The sequence below is a fragment of the Neptuniibacter sp. 2_MG-2023 genome, from assembly GCF_030547495.1.
Classification (GTDB): Bacteria; Pseudomonadota; Gammaproteobacteria; order Pseudomonadales; family Balneatricaceae; genus Neptuniibacter.
This window is the reverse complement of record NZ_JAUOQC010000001.1, coordinates 194,568-212,274: the sequence shown is the minus strand read 5'-3', so window position 1 is coordinate 212,274 and position 17,707 is coordinate 194,568. Positions and strand designations below refer to the sequence as shown.

Genomic DNA, 17,707 nt, shown 5'->3' with positions numbered 1-17,707 from the left:
AATTAGTGGGAAAATGATAAGTTATATATAGGGCCTATGAAAGAGTTTTAATGTTAATGCGGTTGTTTGTACTAGGCTTAATAGAAGCTTAATTAAAACTCGATTCTCCATCTCTTTTAATACGCGAAACAGGACGTTATTCAGTGATGAAATTAAAACAAAGTTTAGCATTGCTCTGCATATTAATGTTTTCTCAGACAGTGTTGGCAGAAACAGAGAGTGAATGGAATTATCCTATGCAGCCTGGGGAGTCTGTGTGGAGTATTGCTCATGAGCTTTTGACGGATTGGCGAGAATGGAAAACTATAGAGCGTCTGAATAATATTAGTAACGATAGACAGATGCTACCGGGTACTGTGCTTAAAATACCGCGTTCATTAATTAAAGAACGTCAGTCGGATATTACAATTCTGGATGTTAGCGGTACAGTCACAGCACAAGTGGTTATGAATGACGGTACAGTTAAAGCTCATTTGCCATTAGTTCGAGGCCAAAGCTTAGGGCAGGGCGATCAGATAAAGACCTCTCCTCAATCGTCAGTGTTGTTGGAGTTTGATGACAGCACACAGGTATTGATTCTTGAAAACAGCTTACTAAAGATTAGGCAAGCGACTGTTGTCGGCAGTAAACGTAAAGTTGTAGATATTAAAGTGTTTCTTGAAGAGGGTGAGGCAGAAATTAGAGCGAACCCTGCAAAAGTACCGGGTTCCCAGTTCTTAATCGATACCCCTGTTGCCTTTGCAACGACCAAAGGCACTACATATCGAGTGCGTGCTCAAGGCTCAAGTACAGCGGCTGAAGTTGTCGAGGGTAAAATCGGTGTTGAAAATAATTTAGGTGGTACTACTGTAAATCAAGGTTATGGGACATTAGCAAAAGCGGATATGCCGCCAGCTAAGCCCACAAAGCTTCTTCCTGCACCTGAATTGCCTGATTTAAGTGCGCCGATTCATTACCTTCCGGGTAAGTTGGTGTGGAGTGAATTGAAAGGTGCGGCTAAATATCGTGGACAGATCTCACCTGATAAGCTGTTTACCGCCATTGTTTATGATTCTGTTTCGGATCAGCCGAAAATGGGGCTACCTTCATCGCTGCAAGATAAGAGCTATTGGCTTAGGGTTCGTGCGATTAGTGAAGAGGGCCTGCAAGGTTTTTCCTCAGTGCAGGAAATTACTATTGATGCACGACCATTTCCACCTGTTCGACAAGCACCACGCTCCTCTGATTCTATCTATTCTGGTGAAGTGGAATTTGTTTGGTCTCGTCCAGAGCTAGCAGATCGTTTTCAACTTGATATAGCTAAGGATGAGCATTTTGAAACCTTAGCTTTACAGGAAAGTGATATCTCAGATACTCGTTTTACAGCAAATATTATGGAGCCTGGCGATTATTATTGGCGTGTAACGAGTGTAACCTCGCAAGGAAAAGTGGGCCCACTCGGTTTTGCTGGTGAATTTACCGTCAAGCCTGTTCCTGCGAAACCAGAACTTCAGGCGCCGGTAAGTAGTGAAAATGAGATGTTTTTTAGTTGGAATACTGAACCAGATATTAAATATTACCAACTGCAATTTGCAAGTGACCAAGAGTTTAACGATATTCTGGTTGATAAAAACACTGATAAAGCTGAATTAGCTATAGATAAGCCACAGCCTGGTACATATTACATAAGAGTTAGGGCATTCGATGCTGATGATTATGCAGGTGAATGGACGGCTCCACAGCAGGTTGAGCAGCCAATAGAGAATTGGTGGCCACTTATCTTTTCTGGTGCGGCAACGTTACTGTTGATTTTGTAATGCTCCAAGGGGTTAGGTTTTTAGTCTTTCTGACGCTGCCATTAACGATTGTTGTTTTGGTAAGCTCTTCAGCTTTGACTGTTTGGTTTGATCGATTCGCCTACGACTTGTTGAATCAGTACTACGCATCTGTGGACTATAGGCCTAAAGATGTTGTGTTAATTGATATCGACCAAGAAAGTATCGACCGCTTTTCGGGGTGGCCGCTAAATCGTGGCATCCATGCGGAGGTGATAGAGGGGCTATCTTCAGCTGAAGCCTCATCTATCACTTATAATGTTGCGTTTATCGGTGAAGATGTTGATAACAAGTTAGGTGATAAACGTTTGGTTGATGCAATCAAGCAGAGCGGTCGAGTGATATTGCCTTTGATCGCAGAGAATGGCCGAGAATTAAAACCTTTAAATGCTGCTGAACTACCAAAAGCAGTGATGGGTCATGCCGATCTCTCTTTAGACGAGGATGAATATCTTCGGCGTAGCTATCTTTATGCCGGCATGGGCTTTCCTCGGTGGCCTAGTTTGGCGCTGGCTTCTCTTCATGTTTATGCACCTGTGAAAGCAGATGACTTTTCTGGTTTAAGAACACCTTATCTGCATGTGGGCTTCTCCAAGTTGTGGAGCCGTGATTATGAGCTTTTGTTGCCGTTTGGCTTAGCCTCGTTTGATCAACATGTACTGCGTTACCCATTGTGGGCTTTACTTGATGGCTCAGTTCCCAAAGATAAGCTGCGTAATAAGGCTGTTTTTGTGGGGATTAGTGCTCCAGCCATTGAGAATAAGTTAAAGGTTTTACCGCAAAAATCATTTTTTTCCACAGAAATTCACGCCTTTCTTTTTAGTACATTAAATCGTGGATATACGTTGTCGCCCTCCTTATCTGTGTGGGCAGTTACCCTTGGTATATTAGCAACATTGTGTTGGGGGCTTTTTTTGGCGAAGCTGCCAGTAGGTTGGCGATTGGTTGGGTTTTGTATGGCGCTCCTACTAGCTGGGGTGCCGGTGTGGTTGCTGTCGTTAGGTTACTGGTTGAGTATGATGCCTATGCTGGCTGGGGTTATATCGATTAGCTGTATCTTTGCTGTCGGGCGTTTAAGCGGTTTATTACTAATAAATAAAAAAGCCCCAGATTAACTGGGGCTTTAATTAATTAGACAGGCAGTTTAGCTATTCGTCTCGCGAGCAATCGCACGGTAAGCAATATCGGTGCGGAAATAAGCGCCTTCCCAATTGACCTCTTTAAGTAGATCATATGCACGTTGCTGAGCTTCAGTTACTGTATCGCCTAGCGCGGTAACACAAAGTACACGTCCACCGGCTGTAACAACCTTGTCGTCGACTAACTTTGTACCTGCATGGAATACTTTGGTCCCTTCTGGGCAGCTAGCAGGGAAGGTGATGACATCACCTTTGCCATAGTCTCCAGGGTATCCGCCGGCAGCCATCACAACACCAACAGACTTGCGCTCATCCCACACTGCTGTGGTCTGATCTAGCTTTTTGTCGAGCGCTGCATTGCACATATCAACGAGACTAGATTTCAAACGTAGCATAATCGGTTGCGTTTCAGGATCACCAAAACGACAGTTATATTCAATAACTTTTGGTGTGCCGTCTGCTTGAATCATAAGGCCTGCATATAAAAAACCAGTGTACTCATTACCTTCAGCTTTCATGCCGTTTACAGTCGGCATGATCACTTCATCCATAATGCGCTGATCGATCTCAGGGGTTACAACGGGGGCTGGGGAGTATGCACCCATACCACCTGTGTTTGGCCCTGTGTCGCCATTACCTACGCGTTTGTGGTCTTGGCTGGTTGCCATAGGAAGTACATTGTCGCCATCAACAATAACGATATAAGAGGCTTCTTCACCTTCTAGGAACTCTTCAATAACAACTCGGCTACCTGCTTCGCCAAAGGCATTGCCTGCAAGCATATCTTTGATCGCGTCTTCCGCTTCTTGCAGAGTCATGGCTACGATTACGCCTTTGCCTGCAGCTAAGCCATCTGCTTTTACAACGATAGGAGCGCCTTTTTCACGCACATAGGCTAGGGCTGGCTCTATCTCTGTAAAGTTCTCATATTCAGCAGTAGGAATCTTTTGGCGTGCAAGGAAGTCTTTAGTGAACGCTTTAGAACCTTCCAGTTGAGCAGCGCCTTGAGTGGGGCCAAATATACGCAGGCCATCTTTCTGGAAGTGATCAACAATACCCGCTACTAGAGGGGCTTCAGGGCCAACAATAGTAAGGTCGATATTGTTCTCTTTAGCAAAAGTAGATAAGCCATCAAGGTCCATTACATCGAGCGCTACGTTTTGCATCTTAGCTTCTTGCGCTGTTGCTGCATTGCCCGGTGCGACAAAGACATTATCTACATTAGCATCCTGTGACACAGACCATGCTAAAGCGTGTTCGCGGCCACCAGAGCCAATAATGAGTATGTTCATTTTCATTAATTCCTAAACAGTAAACCCCGCGTCTGAATTATGCAGACCGGGGTTTTTGGCAATAAGCTTACTTAAGGTTTAAATTGACTAGGATTCAACCCGCAAAGTAGACCTATTGCTAAATGTACTTAATGGCGGAAGTGGCGCATGCCGGTGAAGACCATTGCCATACCATGTTCGTTCGCTGCATCAATCACTTCCTGGTCGCGCATAGAGCCACCCGGTTGGATAACGGCTTTTATACCAGCTGCTGCGGCTGAATCAATGCCATCGCGGAATGGGAAGAAAGCGTCAGATGCCATAACGGAACCTTTTACTTCTAAACCTTCATCAGCGGCTTTAATACCAGCAATTTTAGCACTGTAAACGCGGCTCATTTGCCCAGCACCAATGCCAATAGTTTGTCCATCTTTTGCATAAACAATCGCATTAGATTTAACAGCTTTGGCAACTTCCCAACAGAAAAGTAGATCTCTGATCTCCTGCTCTGTAGGTTGAACTTGAGTAACAACCTTCAGTTCAGATGCATCTACTCGACCTAAATCACGGTCTTGAACCAGTAAGCCACCATTAACGCGTTTGTAGTCGAAGCTATGTGCGCGATCTGCTGCCCACTCGCCACATTGTAGTAAACGGACATTAGGCTTAGTAGCAACAATATCGGATGCTTCTTGAGTTACTGTAGGCGCGATAATTACTTCTACAAATTGGCGATCGACAATGGCTTGGGCTGTTGCAGCGTCAAGCTCACGGTTAAATGCAATGATGCCGCCAAAGGCAGAGGTTGGATCTGTTTGGAAGGCACGGTTGTATGCATCAAGAAGATCTTTGCCAACGGCTACGCCACATGGGTTAGCATGTTTAACAATAACGCAGGCAGGTTCGTTAAACGGTTTTACGCATTCGAGTGCTGCGTCCGTATCTGCAACGTTATTGAAAGAAAGCTCTTTGCCTTGCAGCTGACGAGCTGTAGCAACGGAGGCTTCTGATGGATCAGCTTCTACATAAAAAGCCGCGCGCTGGTGTGGATTTTCTCCATAGCGCATATCCTGTGCTTTGATAAACTGAGTATTGAATGTGCGAGGGAAGGTTGCTGCTTTATCTTCTTCGCTTTCAACAATTGCACCTAAGTAGTTTGCAATCATGCCGTCATATCCTGCGGTATGCTCGAAAGCTTTTACTGCAAGATCAAAGCGTGTTGCGTGGGATAGGCCTTTTTGCTTATCTAATTCAGATACGATGTTGTCGTAGTCAGACGCATTTACAACAATGGCAACATCTTTATGATTTTTCGCAGCGGAGCGAACCATTGTTGGCCCACCAATGTCGATGTTTTCAATCGCCATTGGAAGATCGCAATCAGGGCGTGCAATGGTGGCTGCAAATGGATATAGGTTAACTACAACCATGTCGATAGGATTGATGCCGTGTTCGGACATGATGCCATCATCCTGTCCGCGACGACCTAGAATGCCGCCATGCACTTTAGGATGCAGAGTTTTTACACGGCCATCCATCATCTCGGGGAAGCCGGTGTAATCGGATACTTCCACTGCGGGAATATTATTCTCTTTAAGCAGTTTGTAGGTACCGCCTGTAGAAAGGATCTCAACGCCGCGAGTGCTTAGGGCTTGTGCGAATTCAACAATACCTGATTTATCAGATACGCTGATCAAAGCACGGCGAACGGAAGTGATGTTCTCTGCCATTGTGTCTGGATTCCGAATAGTCAAAAAAAGGAGAATTAAAGCAAGCCGTACTGCTTCAGTTTTTTACGAAGCGTACCGCGATTTAGTCCCAATAATTGGGATGCTTTAGTCTGATTATCTTTAGTGTATGTCATTACCGTTTCAAAAAGAGGTGCTTCAATTTCAGAAAGTACCATCTGATAAACATCGGTGACAGGCTGTCCATCAAGTTGACGGAAATAGCTGTTTAATGACTGCTCTACGTTATCGCGTAACGTGTGATTTGCAGCTTCTGTTGAGTTTGGCGCGAATGTTGGTTGCTTAATTTCTTTATATTCCACAGTACTTATTATCCAATCTATTAGGCGGCTACGCCATTGTTTAAAGCGCTATCGAAATAATCTTCAATAGAGGCGGCCTGATCTGCTGCTGTTTCAATGATATTAAATTGTTTGCGAAAACTGCTTCCGTTAGCGTTGTCCTGTAGGTACCAACCTACGTGTTTGCGCGCAATGCGTACACCTAAGTATTCACCGTAGAAATCATGCAACTCTTGCAGGTGTCCTAACAAAATGTCCCTTATCTCCTCTAGCTTAGGAGGGGGCAGAATTGTACCTGTTCTTAAATAATGATCAATCTCTCTGAACAACCAAGGCTTACCTTGTGCTGCCCTGCCAATCATTACTGCGGAGCAGCCAGTATGCTGAAGTACTTTCAATGCTTTCTCAGGTGAGGTGATATCACCGTTAGCAAAGACAGGTATTGAAACTGCTTCATTAATACTGGCAATGGTGTCGTATTCTGCTTCACCTCTATATCCGCAACTACGAGTACGGCCATGTACAGCGAGCGCTTGGATACCTGCTTCTTCAGCAATACGTGCAATAGTTAGGGCATTTTTGTTTTCTGTATCCCAACCGGTACGTATTTTGAGAGTTACAGGTATGTCAACGGCAGAGGTAACTGCGTTGAGGATATCGCTAACAAGTTGCTCATCTTTCAATAGCGCTGATCCTGCAGCCTTGTTACAGACTTTTTTCGCAGGGCAGCCCATATTGATATCAATAATTTGAGCGCCTCGTTGTACGTTCATGATCGCTGCATCAGCCATCATGTCAGGATCTCCACCGGCAATTTGAATAGAGCGAGGCTCTACTTCACCGGTGTGATTTAAGCGATAAGCTGATTTACGTGACTTCCATAACCGAGTGTCTGATGTAACCATTTCTGACACAACTAAGCCTGCACCCATGCGTTTACATAACTGGCGGAAGGGCCGGTCAGTAACGCCTGCCATTGGTGCCAAAATTACTTGGCTGTCAATGGTGTATGGGCCAATATGAAACATGCTGTGCCTTAAAAAATAGTTAAAAAAACACCTGTCGTATCACGAATGATACGGTTAAAAGAGGTATTTGGGAGGCGGATAATCATACTCCTAAGGAGCAGAGTCTCCAAGGATTTTTTGATGATTTTTTGTACAATTTGAGCTTGATTTTTTATTGCTCAGGCGCTAGTAGCTCGGCCTTGTAATTGATTGCACGTAAACTAGGTGACATTAATTCTAATGATATTTGAGCGGGTTGGTTAACCGGTAGAAGGGGGGCTATATTGTTGCTGAAATTGAGATACTCCTTAGGCTGGAATACTCTTTGAGCAATAGTTTTCCCTTTTAAATCAGAGAATGTTAACGCAATAGCTGGATAAGGCTGCTCAAATGAAGCGCTATTCAGTAATAATAAGTTGATGCTGATCGCGCCTTCTAGTTCTTTGTGAGGCTGGATGATGAGTTTTTGATTTTGAATTTTATCAAGCTCAAATCGTTGTGGGATATTGCAGTCTAAATGTTGGCATAACGTCTCATAAAAAGGCTGGTAAGGTTTATGCCAATACAGCTCAGCACGATTGAACCAGAAGTATTGTATAGCTATGCCAGTGATTGCAGCAATTAAGGTTAAAAGCCAGAAAGTGTTTTTCGTCTTTCTTTTTTTTGCTGAAGCGGATGAAAGTACAAGGGCTTCCCGTTCAATCGTTAAGGTTGGAATGGGAGCTGTGGGCTCAGCCGCGGTTTTTATCTCCAATGTTCTTAGCGGGGAGGTAGGGGGAGTTTGTTCCGTTTGTGCTAGAGGTTCTAGGTCTTTTTCGCTGGATAAGGAGACTGAAATTGAGGGTTTTTGTGGGGCCGTTGTTTTTTTGTTTTTTGTAATATCTTTGTTTTCGGCAGCGCTTTGGGTTGGTGTAGTTAGGCTATTTTGTATCTCACTTGATCCGTCTGTGTCATCCGTATGGAAGCTCTTTTCTTCATGCTCGGTCGCTGAAAAAACGTGTAGGCAGTTTCCGCATCTAACCTGCCCGTGGGCAATTTTTAGTTGTCCTTTAGTGACACGAAACTGCGCTTTACAGTTAGGACATGTAGTGATGATACTATCGCTAAGCATGATGAACTGTTGTTAACCTTTTCTAGTGCCTGTGACTCTTATCCAGCCGTCTTTCTCAGCGATAGGATCAAGATCAAACCATTCGGAGTAGGCTGTTCTTATTTCTGTTTCCTGTGCACTCAATAAACCAGACAAACAGAGTTTACCTTTAGGTTTTACTAAGTTGGCTAGGGTGGGGGCTAGTTGAACTAAAGGTCCTGCTAAAATATTGGCAATTAACGTGTCGGCGGTTTCTTGAGGTGCATTCTCTGGTAGGAAAACGTGCAGTATGTCATCTGCTAAATTATTGCGAAGTAGGTTGTCTTTAGTGGCTTGTAGGGCTTGAGGATCAATATCTACGCCAATGGCTTTGCTTGCACCTAATAATAATCCGGCAATACCTAAAATGCCTGAGCCGCAACCGTAATCAATAATATATTGGTCCGTAAGCATTTGTGAATCTAGCCATTCTAAACAAAGTGCTGTGGTGGGGTGTGTGCCTGTACCGAAGGCTAAGCCGGGATCTAGCATTAGATTAACAGCATCAGGTTCCGGTGTTTCTTTCCAGCTAGGACAAACCCAGAGGCGATTACCGAATTTCATTGGATGGTAGTTTTCCATCCACTCCCGTTCCCAGTCTTTATCTTCAAGAATTTCTGCATTTATGCTTGGTGCTGGCATGTGGGGGAAAAGCTGTTCATGGCCTTGAGTTAAAAATCTAAGGGTGGCTTTTAGATCATGTTCTGCTGCAAAGAGCCCTGTAATGGTTGTATTGCTCCATAGGGGGGTTGTTCCTAAGTCTGGCTCAAAGATTGGCTGATCTTCACTATCCTCAAAGGTCACTGCTGCGCATCCGGCGCTTAATAGTAGATCTTCGTAAGCTTCAGAATTATCGGGATTAGTTTTAATTTTTATTTGCAGCCAAGGCATTATATTCTTCCATATGGGACAGTTAGACAGGCCAATAGTACCAGTCATCAAGGCGCGGATGAATAGTTCTAGGTAGTGTGTAAGTAATAAAAAACCCGCTAGATAGCGGGTTTTTTGTTTGACTATGCGGTTATAAGCCTAGCTTCTTCTCAAGGTAGTGAATATTCACGCCACCTTCTTGGAATCTGCAGTCTTTTACAATCTCTTGCTGAAGGGCGATGTTGCTACGAATGCCGTCAACAACCATCTCATCTAAAGCAATTTCCATACGTTTTAATGCGGTCTCACGATCTTCGCCATAACTGATAAGTTTTGCGATAAGTGAATCGTAATGAGGAGGTACTGTATAGCCATTATAAATATGTGAATCTACACGAATACCATTCCCACCAGGTGCATGGAAGTGCTTGATTGTACCTGGGCTTGGAAGAAAGGTTTTTGAATCTTCGGCATTGATACGGCACTCAAATGAGTGGCCCTGAATTTTAATATCTTCCTGTTTTAAAGAAAGAGGTAATCCAGAAGCGATTCGTAACTGCTCTTTTACAATATCTACACCAGTGATCATCTCTGTTACAGGATGCTCAACTTGCACGCGGGTGTTCATTTCTATGAAGTAGAATCCGCCATTTTCGTATAAAAACTCAAATGTGCCTGCGCCGCGATAATTGATTTTGATACAAGCATCTACGCATGCTTGTAGTACTTGGGCGCGAGCATCGGGATCTAGATGTGGTGCTGGAGCTTCTTCAACCACTTTTTGGTGGCGACGTTGCATTGAGCAATCACGATCATAAAGATGTACTGCATTGCCCTGTCCGTCAGCTAAAACTTGGACTTCGACATGGCGAGGGTTCTCAAGATATTTCTCCATATAAACAGTGTCATCACCAAATGCCGCTGCGGCTTCTGATTGAGTCACGTGAATGGAGTTTATAAGTGAAGCTTCAGAATGCACTACGCGCATACCTCGTCCACCACCGCCAGCCGCAGCTTTGATGATAACGGGGTAACCAATGCGTTCGGCAATCTTATAGGTGCGCTCTGTATCATCATCTAATGCGCCGTCAGAGCCTGGTACGGTAGGTACGCCAGCTTCTTTCATTGCTTCGATAGCTGAAACTTTATCTCCCATCAGGCGAATTGTTTCCGCTTTTGGGCCGATAAATGTAAAACCTGAGCGTTCTACTTGTTCAGCAAAATCAGCATTTTCCGCTAAAAAACCATATCCCGGGTGAATACCAACAGCATCAGTTACTTCAGCTGCAGCGATAATAGAGGGGACATTTAAATAGCTTTTTGCTGAAGATGCAGGACCTATACAAACAGCTTCATCAGCTAAGCGGACGTGCATGAGATCTTTGTCTGCTTGGGAGTGGATAGCAACAGTTTTGATATCCAACTCTTTGCAAGCGCGCAGAATACGAAGCGCAATTTCGCCTCGGTTCGCTATGACTACTTTATCTAGCATCGAAAGTGATCCTTGCTTATGCGTTATTGGCTTAAACGATAGTTACAAGAGGTTGATCGTATTCAACCGGCTGACCATCTTCAACAAGGATAGCTTCAATAACGCCACTCTTGTCTGCTTCTATTTGGTTCATCATCTTCATTGCTTCTACAATGCAGATAACATCACCGGCCTTCACTGTTTTTCCTACTTCAATGAATGCAGGAGAACTTGGTGATGGAGCACTGTAGAACGTGCCAACCATTGGAGACTGGACAACATGACCTGAAGTTACAGGTGCATCGCTTACCGCTTCGGCTGGTGCAGCAGCTGGTACTGGCGCAGCTACAGGGGCAGGCATAGGTGCAGCAGGGTAAGGTGCTACAGGGGCTGGGGCACCGCGGCTAATGCGCACGGACTCTTCACCTTCTTTGATTTCAATTTCGTTGATGTTGGATTCTTCCAACAACTCAATCAGTTTTTTGACTTTGCGAATGTCCATTCTGATCTCAGTCTCTCTAAAAGCAACAATAATTAGTTTTAAGCAATCTGTTTTATGACAGACTGCAAAGCAAATTCGTATCCTTGGGCGCCAAAGCCACAAATAACACCTTGCGCAACATCCGATAAATAGGAATGATGGCGAAATGTTTCTCGTGCATGCACATTTGATAGGTGTACTTCAATAAAGGGAATATTAACTCCCAGTAAAGCGTCACGTAGTGCAATGCTTGTATGTGTAAAGGCGGCCGGATTGATAATAATAAAAGCAACCTCTTCCTGCTGAGCTTGATGTATTCGCTCAAGCAAAACGTATTCTCGGTTACTTTGGCAGTGCAGTAATTCATGGCCTTGATCTTGCGCTTGCAGTATCAGTTTTTGGCAAATATCGTCCAATGTGTCTGTACCGTAAACCTCAGGTTCACGCATGCCCAATAAATTTAAATTTGGGCCATTTAGTAACAGGATTTTTGCCATGGTCTATTCCTGAAAATTGGCAGAGCGACTTAATCAACTACTATAGTTTGCCGTAGTCTTTTTCTCTTGTCTATAACTTAGCAAGTTTTTGCTGTTTTAGTGCTTTTTTACCGAAAATGTCCTCTCATTCACAGCGAATACTGAACATGAAATGAATATTTGTTGCGGATGTGTATTAGGTTTTTTTAATATTAGTCCTTTTGGCTATAGTTTTATTCTTTTACGCTCAAGATTGTTGACGTTAGCTTCATAATTATAGATATTGCAATGCGGTACTAGTGTTTTTTGTGTGGGATTGAAGGAGAAAGAAAATGGCGATGATTAAGCGCGTAGTTTTCAATCAGAAAGGCGGAGTGGGTAAGTCTAGCATTGCTGTGAATTTAGCAGCAATTAGTGCAGCTCGTGGTAAACGTACTTTGGTGATTGATCTTGATCCTCAATGTAACTCTAGTCACTATCTTTTAGGTGAAGGCTATCAAGATGTTAAGCCTGATATTAAAGATTTTTTTGAGCAAACGCTGACTTTTCAAATAAAACCTAATGGGCCGGAGCACTATGTACATGCTACGCCCTATGAGAACTTAAGTGTAATACCCTCTAACTCAGATTTAGGTGATTTGCAGTCAAAATTAGAATCGAAGCATAAAATTTATAAATTAAAAGATGCCCTAGAGCAGTTATCAGATCATTATGATGCTGTTTATATAGATACACCGCCAGCGTTTAACTTTTATACGCTTTCTGCTTTAGTGGCTTCTGAAAGATGTTTAATTCCTTTTGATTGTGATGAGTTTGCGCGACAGGCGCTATATAGCTTGTTAGCTAATGTGCATGAAACGAAAGAGGATCATAATGATGCGCTTGTTGTTGAGGGTATTGTGGTGAATCAGTATCAACCTCGCGCTAGTCTGCCTAAACGCATTGTTGAAGAGTTGTTAGATGACGATCTACCTGTGCTTAAGGCAAAAATTTCAGCGTCAGTGAAAATGAAAGAATCTCATGATGAGACGCGTCCACTTATTCATATGGCGCCAAAACATAAATTGACGCTACAGTTTATCGAATTATTCGAAGAACTCTCTCACTAGCTTATTTGCACTCAAGTTTTAAGGGTGGGTGCAAATCCTTGCGCTTGCTCTTTTAGCTTTGCTCTTCAGTATTTTCGTTCTTTCGCAGACTTAAGATCCAAACTATAAGTAGTGGGACGCTAACTGCTAGTATTATTATTTCAGCCATCTAACTTCCAGGTAAATATACGAATCTTCGATTTTAATTAGATTACACGGCTGAGCAATAGAAAGTTTTTCAAGAAGATGGGGTTATTTGTTGTCTGATTCATGCTGATCAGAGATGCCCATATGCTGTGATCTGAGGTTGGAATAAAGAGGCTGCGTCTAAAGTCTATAAGACCTAAAATGTACCCTTTAGACGCAGTGTTTGCGGTGCTTTAGCAGCTTTTGTTTCCGTTGCACGCGATGGTTTCGGGTGCAACTATTGCGCTGCCAATTTTCAACTGTCCTTTGTGCTCGCCAACAAAAAGGGTGCTGGTCGTGCGCTTCCCTTTATTGTTGATGTAAATAATATTAAGTTGGCCAGTTGGTTTTAAGTTTAAAGCATACTTTTTGCCATCTTGGACATATGATTGCGGAGCATTTTGAGCAATTGGATCTATATAAATACGACGAATCTGTCGGCCTTTAAAGCCTGATTTGATGTATTTTTGTAGAGAGCGGCGAGATTCTTTATCAACCCCTTCCCAGTTAATTAGATTGAATATGCCTTGAGCGTCGCGGCTGGCAAAAGAGTTAAGATAGTTTTGTACTAACAAACTGTTTTTATCGGCCATGACCATGCTGGACATTAAAAGGCTTATAACGCATATACAAAGTTTGGGAAGTGTCATTATTCACCTCTATTCTTATATTTCCCTGAGACAGCTGGGGTAAGTATATCTATTTTTACTGATACGTGAAGTGGTAACTTGCAATTTACGGCAAGTAAATGTGTGCATAAGGACTTAGCGCAGAGGGCTATGAGCTGCATATAGGCTGGTTTTATAATAAAAAACCTCGCCGAAGCGAGGTTTTTTTATACTGCATAAATAATACTAATTATTTAGCAGCTTCGTAAGCTTTTACGCCAGCAACAATGGCTGCGCGAGCAGCATCTGCGTTGCCCCAGCCTTCAACTTTAACCCATTTGCCTTCTTCAAGGCCTTTGTAGTTTTCGAAGAAGTGCTTAATACGGTCTAGTTCAAGCTGTGGAAGATCTTCGATATCTTTAACGTCACGATACGCTTTAGTTAGCTTGTCGTGAGGTACAGCGATCAATTTAGCATCTTCGCCTGCTTCGTCAGTCATGTTTAGTACGCCGACTGGACGGCAGCGAATAACTGATCCAGCAATAACTGGGTAAGGTGTCATAACCAGTACGTCTACAGCGTCGCCGTCATCAGCAAGCGTATTGTTGATATAACCGTAGTTTGCTGGGTAAAACATTGGTGCCGCCATGAAGCGGTCAACGAAGATTGCGTCTTCTTCTTTCTCAATCTCATATTTTACCGGAGCGCTGTCTGCCGGGATTTCAATAATAACGTACAGATCGTTCGGTAGGTCTTTACCTGCGGGTACTTGTGCGAAGCCCATAATTGTCTTCCTGTAAACTGTTTTTAAAAAGGTTATATCTAACTCGAATTATAAGCGCAGCGTGAGGCGCTTAGAATACTACTTAAAGCTGAAACTGATGCTTTTATGTATTTAATTTTGCTGCACGGCCATCACTTGATTCTGAGTGATAGGTAAGCAATGTTTCAACTTCTTTAGTGGAGCCTAGTGCTACAGAGCAGCGTTGGTGAATATGTTTAGGCTCTAGGTCGAGAATATTTTTATAGCATGTGCTGGAAGTGCCGCCAGCTTGTTCGATTAGCATGCTCATCGGATTACCTTCATACATAAGACGAAGCTTTCCTGGTTTGTTTGAGTCGCGGCTGTCCCAAGGGTAAGCAAATATTCCACCGCGTGTGAGTACGCGATGTACTTCTGCAACCATAGATGCGATCCAGCGCATATTGAAGTTCTTTTCGCGTACACCTTCTTCGCCTTGGAGAAGGTCGCCAATATAGTTACGCATCTCTTCTTCCCAGAAGCGATGGTTTGACATGTTGATGGCAAACTCATTTGTTTCTTTAGGGATGCTGACCTGTTCGCGGGTAAGAATGAAGTCACCCGTATGGGCAAGCGTAAAGAAATTCACACCTTGGCCAGTTGATAGCGATAAGATGGATGACTGGCCATACAATACGTAGCCAGCAGCAACTTGTTTACGACCGGGCTGCAGATAGGCTTCGTCCTTAGTTGGATCCATGCCTTCTTCGATTTCTAGTACCGAGAAGATGGTTCCTACTGAAACATTAATATCAATGTTTGAAGAGCCGTCTAGAGGGTCGAAAATAACGAGATATTTCCCTTTAGGGTTGCCGCCAACGGGATGGTCTTCTTCTTCTGATGCGATACCTGCAACTAGCGGGTTATCTAAAAGAAACTTTTTCAGCAAATCATTTGCTATAACGTCCATCTTTTTTTGGGTTTCGCCCTGAACGTTGGTGTTATCCGTTGATCCAAGAACTCCGGCTAATTCGCCTTCACGAAGCTGGATTGCAACTTCTTTGCAGGCAAGCATTAACGTGCCAATCAAATCGACTAATTTGTCTTCGGTTTCCTGTTGTTTCAGGAACTGGCTCAGGAGCAGCATTCTTGTATTATCTCGCAGATAGAATAGTTGGAAAGTTGGCGAAGAATTTTACGTGAAACTTAGAGAGAATGCATTGTTTGTAGAGCATTTTCCGCGGTTTATTATAAGATTTTCCGCTGGATAGTGGATAAAGTTTAGTGGACAAGTTACCGCACCCGCAAAACTGTTATGATAGCCCCATATATTTGCTTACTTTTTAATTATTTATCAGCCGGAGTTTGGACCTTGCATATTCATATTTTAGGCATCTGTGGGACCTTTATGGGATCGTTGGCGATTTTGGCCAAACAGTTAGGTCATAAAGTGACAGGGTCGGATCAAAATGTATATCCACCTATGAGTACGCAGCTTGAGTCGCAAGGTATAGCGTTAATTCAAGGCTTTGATCCTGCGCAGTTTAGTCCTGAACCGGATTTGATTGTGGTGGGTAATGCAATGTCGCGTGGTAATCCAGCTATTGAATATATGCTTGATAAAGGGCTCGATTATATCTCTGGCCCACAGTGGCTTTCGGATCATTTGCTTAAAGATAAATGGGTTTTAGCGGTAGCAGGAACCCATGGAAAAACAACAACCTCCACCATGCTTGCTTGGATTTTAGATCATGCAGGTATGAAACCGGGTTTTTTAATCGGCGGTGTGCCTTTGGACTTTGGTGTCTCTGCACGCTTAGGTGATTCGCCGTTTTTTGTAATTGAAGCCGATGAGTACGACACGGCTTTTTTTGATAAGCGCTCAAAATTTGTTCACTATCATCCTCGCACGCTTATTATGAATAATCTTGAATATGACCATGCGGATATTTTTCCTGACCTAGCGGCGATTCAAAGACAGTTCCATCACTTAGTTAGGATTGTGCCAAGTAATGGTCAGATCATTTTTCCGCAAGAGGAGTCGGCGCTTAAAGAGGTTATTAATATGGGCGTGTGGACTGATGTGGCTCAGACCCGTATAGGGGTTTTTGATCCCTCTTCTGAGGTGGAGTGGCAGGCGGTTTTGCTTAAAGATGATGGTTCCCAGTTTGAGGTTTGGCATCAAGGAAGTATGGTGGGAGTGGTTGCTTGGAAGATGACTGGGAAACATAGTGTAAATAATGGATTGGTAGCTATTGCCGCGGCACGAAATGTAGGTGTTCAGCCACACCATGCGATAGAGGCATTAAATGAGTTTGCTGGCGTGAAGCGTAGAATGGAGCTACTGGGTGATGTGCGTGGCGTTAAGGTTTATGATGATTTTGCCCATCATCCAACGGCTATTGAGACCACATTACAAGGTATTAGGGCTCAGGTAGGCGATGCAAAAGTTATTGCTGTAATCGAACCCCGCTCAAATACAATGCGTCTAGGTACGCATCAGGCTTTATTGGCCGACTCCGTTGTTAATGCTGATCGGGTTTGTTGGTTTCAACCGCCTGGAATGGATTGGTCGTTAGATGATATTGCCGCGCAAAGTGCTGTTCCTTCCGCTGTTTATTCAGATACGGGTGCCTTGATCAACGATCTGGTAAAAACATTAGAGCCTGATTGCCATGTGGTCATTATGAGTAATGGTGGTTTTGAAGGTATTCATCATCGGTTATTAGCGGCGTTAAAAGGGGAGTGATCATGTCAGATGTGAATGTCAATGTTGCAGATACTCCAGAGACGATTACCTTAGCAATAACAGGCGCGTCTGGTGCTCAATATGGATTGCGGCTGCTGCAGTGCTTGTTAGCAGCCGATAAACGCGTTTTTGTTATGATTTCCCGTGCTGCGCAGGTAGTGATTAGTACTGAGACAGATTTTAAAATGCCCGGTACGCCAGCGGATCAAGAGCAGTTCTTGAGCCAGCTGTATAAGGCTAAACCCAATCAGCTAAAAGTGTTTGGACGTGAACAGTGGATGGCACCTGTCGCCTCAGGTTCTGGGGCACCGAGTAAAATGGTTGTTTGTCCTTGCAGTACTGGCTCTTTATCGGCGATTGCTACAGGTGCGAGTAATAATCTGATTGAGCGTGCTGCGGATGTGGCATTGAAAGAGCGGCGTCAGCTGATATTGGTTCCCAGAGAGGCGCCGTATTCTGAGATCCATTTAGAGCATATGTTGAAATTAACGCGTATGGGCGTGATTGTGATTCCTGCGAGTCCCGGTTTTTATAATCGTCCAACAACGGTTGAAGATATGATCGATTTTGTTGTAGCAAGGATTATGAATCAATTAGATATAGAACAAAATTTGCTGCCTAGATGGGGCGACGACTTAATTTAATTA

The 17,707-nt window shown here is 43.6% G+C and carries 17 protein-coding genes; 5 read left to right on the top strand and 12 right to left on the bottom strand.

Features of this window, described 5'->3' with window-relative positions:
* The first annotated feature begins 146 nt into the window (after positions 1–146).
* Both Q4486_RS00995 and Q4486_RS00990 read left to right on the top strand, forming a co-directional pair.
* On the top strand, positions 147–1,796 hold the full coding sequence (locus tag Q4486_RS00995) for a FecR domain-containing protein (RefSeq protein ID WP_303518105.1): 1,650 nt from the start codon (positions 147–149) through the stop codon (positions 1,794–1,796).
* The gene (locus Q4486_RS00990) at positions 1,748–2,929 is read left to right on the top strand and encodes a CHASE2 domain-containing protein (RefSeq protein WP_303517705.1); all 1,182 of its coding nucleotides are present in this window, start codon (positions 1,748–1,750) and stop codon (positions 2,927–2,929) included. Before Q4486_RS00995 ends, Q4486_RS00990 begins: the two co-directional genes overlap by 49 nt.
* A 29-nt stretch (positions 2,930–2,958) precedes the next feature.
* On the opposite strand, the gene purD is transcribed toward Q4486_RS00990, so the two are convergent.
* From purD to aroQ, 9 genes are all read right to left on the bottom strand, one after another.
* On the bottom strand, positions 2,959–4,245 hold the full coding sequence (gene purD / locus Q4486_RS00985; RefSeq protein WP_303517703.1) for a phosphoribosylamine--glycine ligase: 1,287 nt from the start codon (positions 4,243–4,245) through the stop codon (positions 2,959–2,961).
* Between the two features lie 128 nt (positions 4,246–4,373).
* Positions 4,374–5,954 (bottom strand): bifunctional phosphoribosylaminoimidazolecarboxamide formyltransferase/IMP cyclohydrolase, encoded by a 1,581-nt coding sequence (gene purH / locus Q4486_RS00980; protein WP_303416413.1) that lies wholly within the window; start codon positions 5,952–5,954, stop codon positions 4,374–4,376.
* A gap of 35 nt (positions 5,955–5,989) precedes the next feature.
* Positions 5,990–6,274 carry a DNA-binding transcriptional regulator Fis gene (gene fis / locus Q4486_RS00975; protein ID WP_067862124.1) on the bottom strand — a complete coding sequence of 95 codons (285 nt, stop codon included), beginning with the start codon at positions 6,272–6,274 and terminating at the stop codon, positions 5,990–5,992.
* A 20-nt stretch (positions 6,275–6,294) separates the two neighbouring features.
* Positions 6,295–7,281 carry a tRNA dihydrouridine synthase DusB gene (gene dusB, locus Q4486_RS00970; RefSeq protein WP_303416414.1) on the bottom strand — a complete coding sequence of 329 codons (987 nt, stop codon included), beginning with the start codon at positions 7,279–7,281 and terminating at the stop codon, positions 6,295–6,297.
* Between the two features lie 151 nt (positions 7,282–7,432).
* Complete coding sequence (locus Q4486_RS00965; RefSeq protein WP_303517700.1) at positions 7,433–8,371, bottom strand: DUF3426 domain-containing protein; 939 nt, start codon at positions 8,369–8,371, stop codon at positions 7,433–7,435.
* A gap of 12 nt (positions 8,372–8,383) precedes the next feature.
* On the bottom strand, positions 8,384–9,280 hold the full coding sequence (prmA, locus tag Q4486_RS00960; RefSeq protein ID WP_303416416.1) for a 50S ribosomal protein L11 methyltransferase: 897 nt from the start codon (positions 9,278–9,280) through the stop codon (positions 8,384–8,386).
* Positions 9,281–9,410: 130 nt separating this feature from the next.
* Positions 9,411–10,751, bottom strand: coding sequence for an acetyl-CoA carboxylase biotin carboxylase subunit (accC, locus tag Q4486_RS00955; protein ID WP_303416417.1), 1,341 nt, complete (start codon positions 10,749–10,751; stop codon positions 9,411–9,413).
* A gap of 31 nt (positions 10,752–10,782) precedes the next feature.
* A complete protein-coding gene (gene accB / locus Q4486_RS00950; RefSeq protein WP_303416418.1) occupies positions 10,783–11,232 on the bottom strand; it encodes an acetyl-CoA carboxylase biotin carboxyl carrier protein in 450 nt (149 codons plus the stop codon).
* Between the two features lie 38 nt (positions 11,233–11,270).
* Positions 11,271–11,708 carry a type II 3-dehydroquinate dehydratase gene (gene aroQ / locus Q4486_RS00945; RefSeq protein WP_303517697.1) on the bottom strand — a complete coding sequence of 146 codons (438 nt, stop codon included), beginning with the start codon at positions 11,706–11,708 and terminating at the stop codon, positions 11,271–11,273.
* Positions 11,709–12,025: 317 nt separating this feature from the next.
* Between aroQ and Q4486_RS00940 the strand changes: the two genes are divergently transcribed.
* Positions 12,026–12,796, top strand: a complete 771-nt coding sequence (locus tag Q4486_RS00940; RefSeq protein ID WP_303416595.1) for a ParA family protein — start codon at positions 12,026–12,028, stop codon at positions 12,794–12,796.
* Between the two features lie 359 nt (positions 12,797–13,155).
* Here the strand turns inward: Q4486_RS00940 and Q4486_RS00935 are convergent, their stop codons facing one another.
* The 3 genes from Q4486_RS00935 to Q4486_RS00925 all read right to left on the bottom strand — a co-directional run bounded on the left by Q4486_RS00935 (position 13,156) and on the right by Q4486_RS00925 (position 15,458).
* Positions 13,156–13,611, bottom strand: a complete 456-nt coding sequence (locus tag Q4486_RS00935) for a hypothetical protein (RefSeq protein ID WP_303416420.1) — start codon at positions 13,609–13,611, stop codon at positions 13,156–13,158.
* Positions 13,612–13,819: 208 nt separating this feature from the next.
* On the bottom strand, positions 13,820–14,353 hold the full coding sequence (gene ppa, locus Q4486_RS00930; RefSeq protein WP_303416421.1) for an inorganic diphosphatase: 534 nt from the start codon (positions 14,351–14,353) through the stop codon (positions 13,820–13,822).
* 103 nt (positions 14,354–14,456) lie between these two features.
* Positions 14,457–15,458, bottom strand: coding sequence for a class 1 fructose-bisphosphatase (locus Q4486_RS00925; protein WP_303416422.1), 1,002 nt, complete (start codon positions 15,456–15,458; stop codon positions 14,457–14,459).
* A gap of 225 nt (positions 15,459–15,683) precedes the next feature.
* Between Q4486_RS00925 and mpl the strand changes: the two genes are divergently transcribed.
* Both mpl and Q4486_RS00915 read left to right on the top strand, forming a co-directional pair.
* Positions 15,684–17,060 (top strand): UDP-N-acetylmuramate:L-alanyl-gamma-D-glutamyl-meso-diaminopimelate ligase, encoded by a 1,377-nt coding sequence (gene mpl, locus Q4486_RS00920; protein ID WP_303517693.1) that lies wholly within the window; start codon positions 15,684–15,686, stop codon positions 17,058–17,060.
* A gap of 2 nt (positions 17,061–17,062) precedes the next feature.
* Positions 17,063–17,704, top strand: a complete 642-nt coding sequence (locus Q4486_RS00915; protein WP_303517690.1) for a flavin prenyltransferase UbiX — start codon at positions 17,063–17,065, stop codon at positions 17,702–17,704.
* The last annotated feature ends 3 nt before the right edge of the window (positions 17,705–17,707 follow it).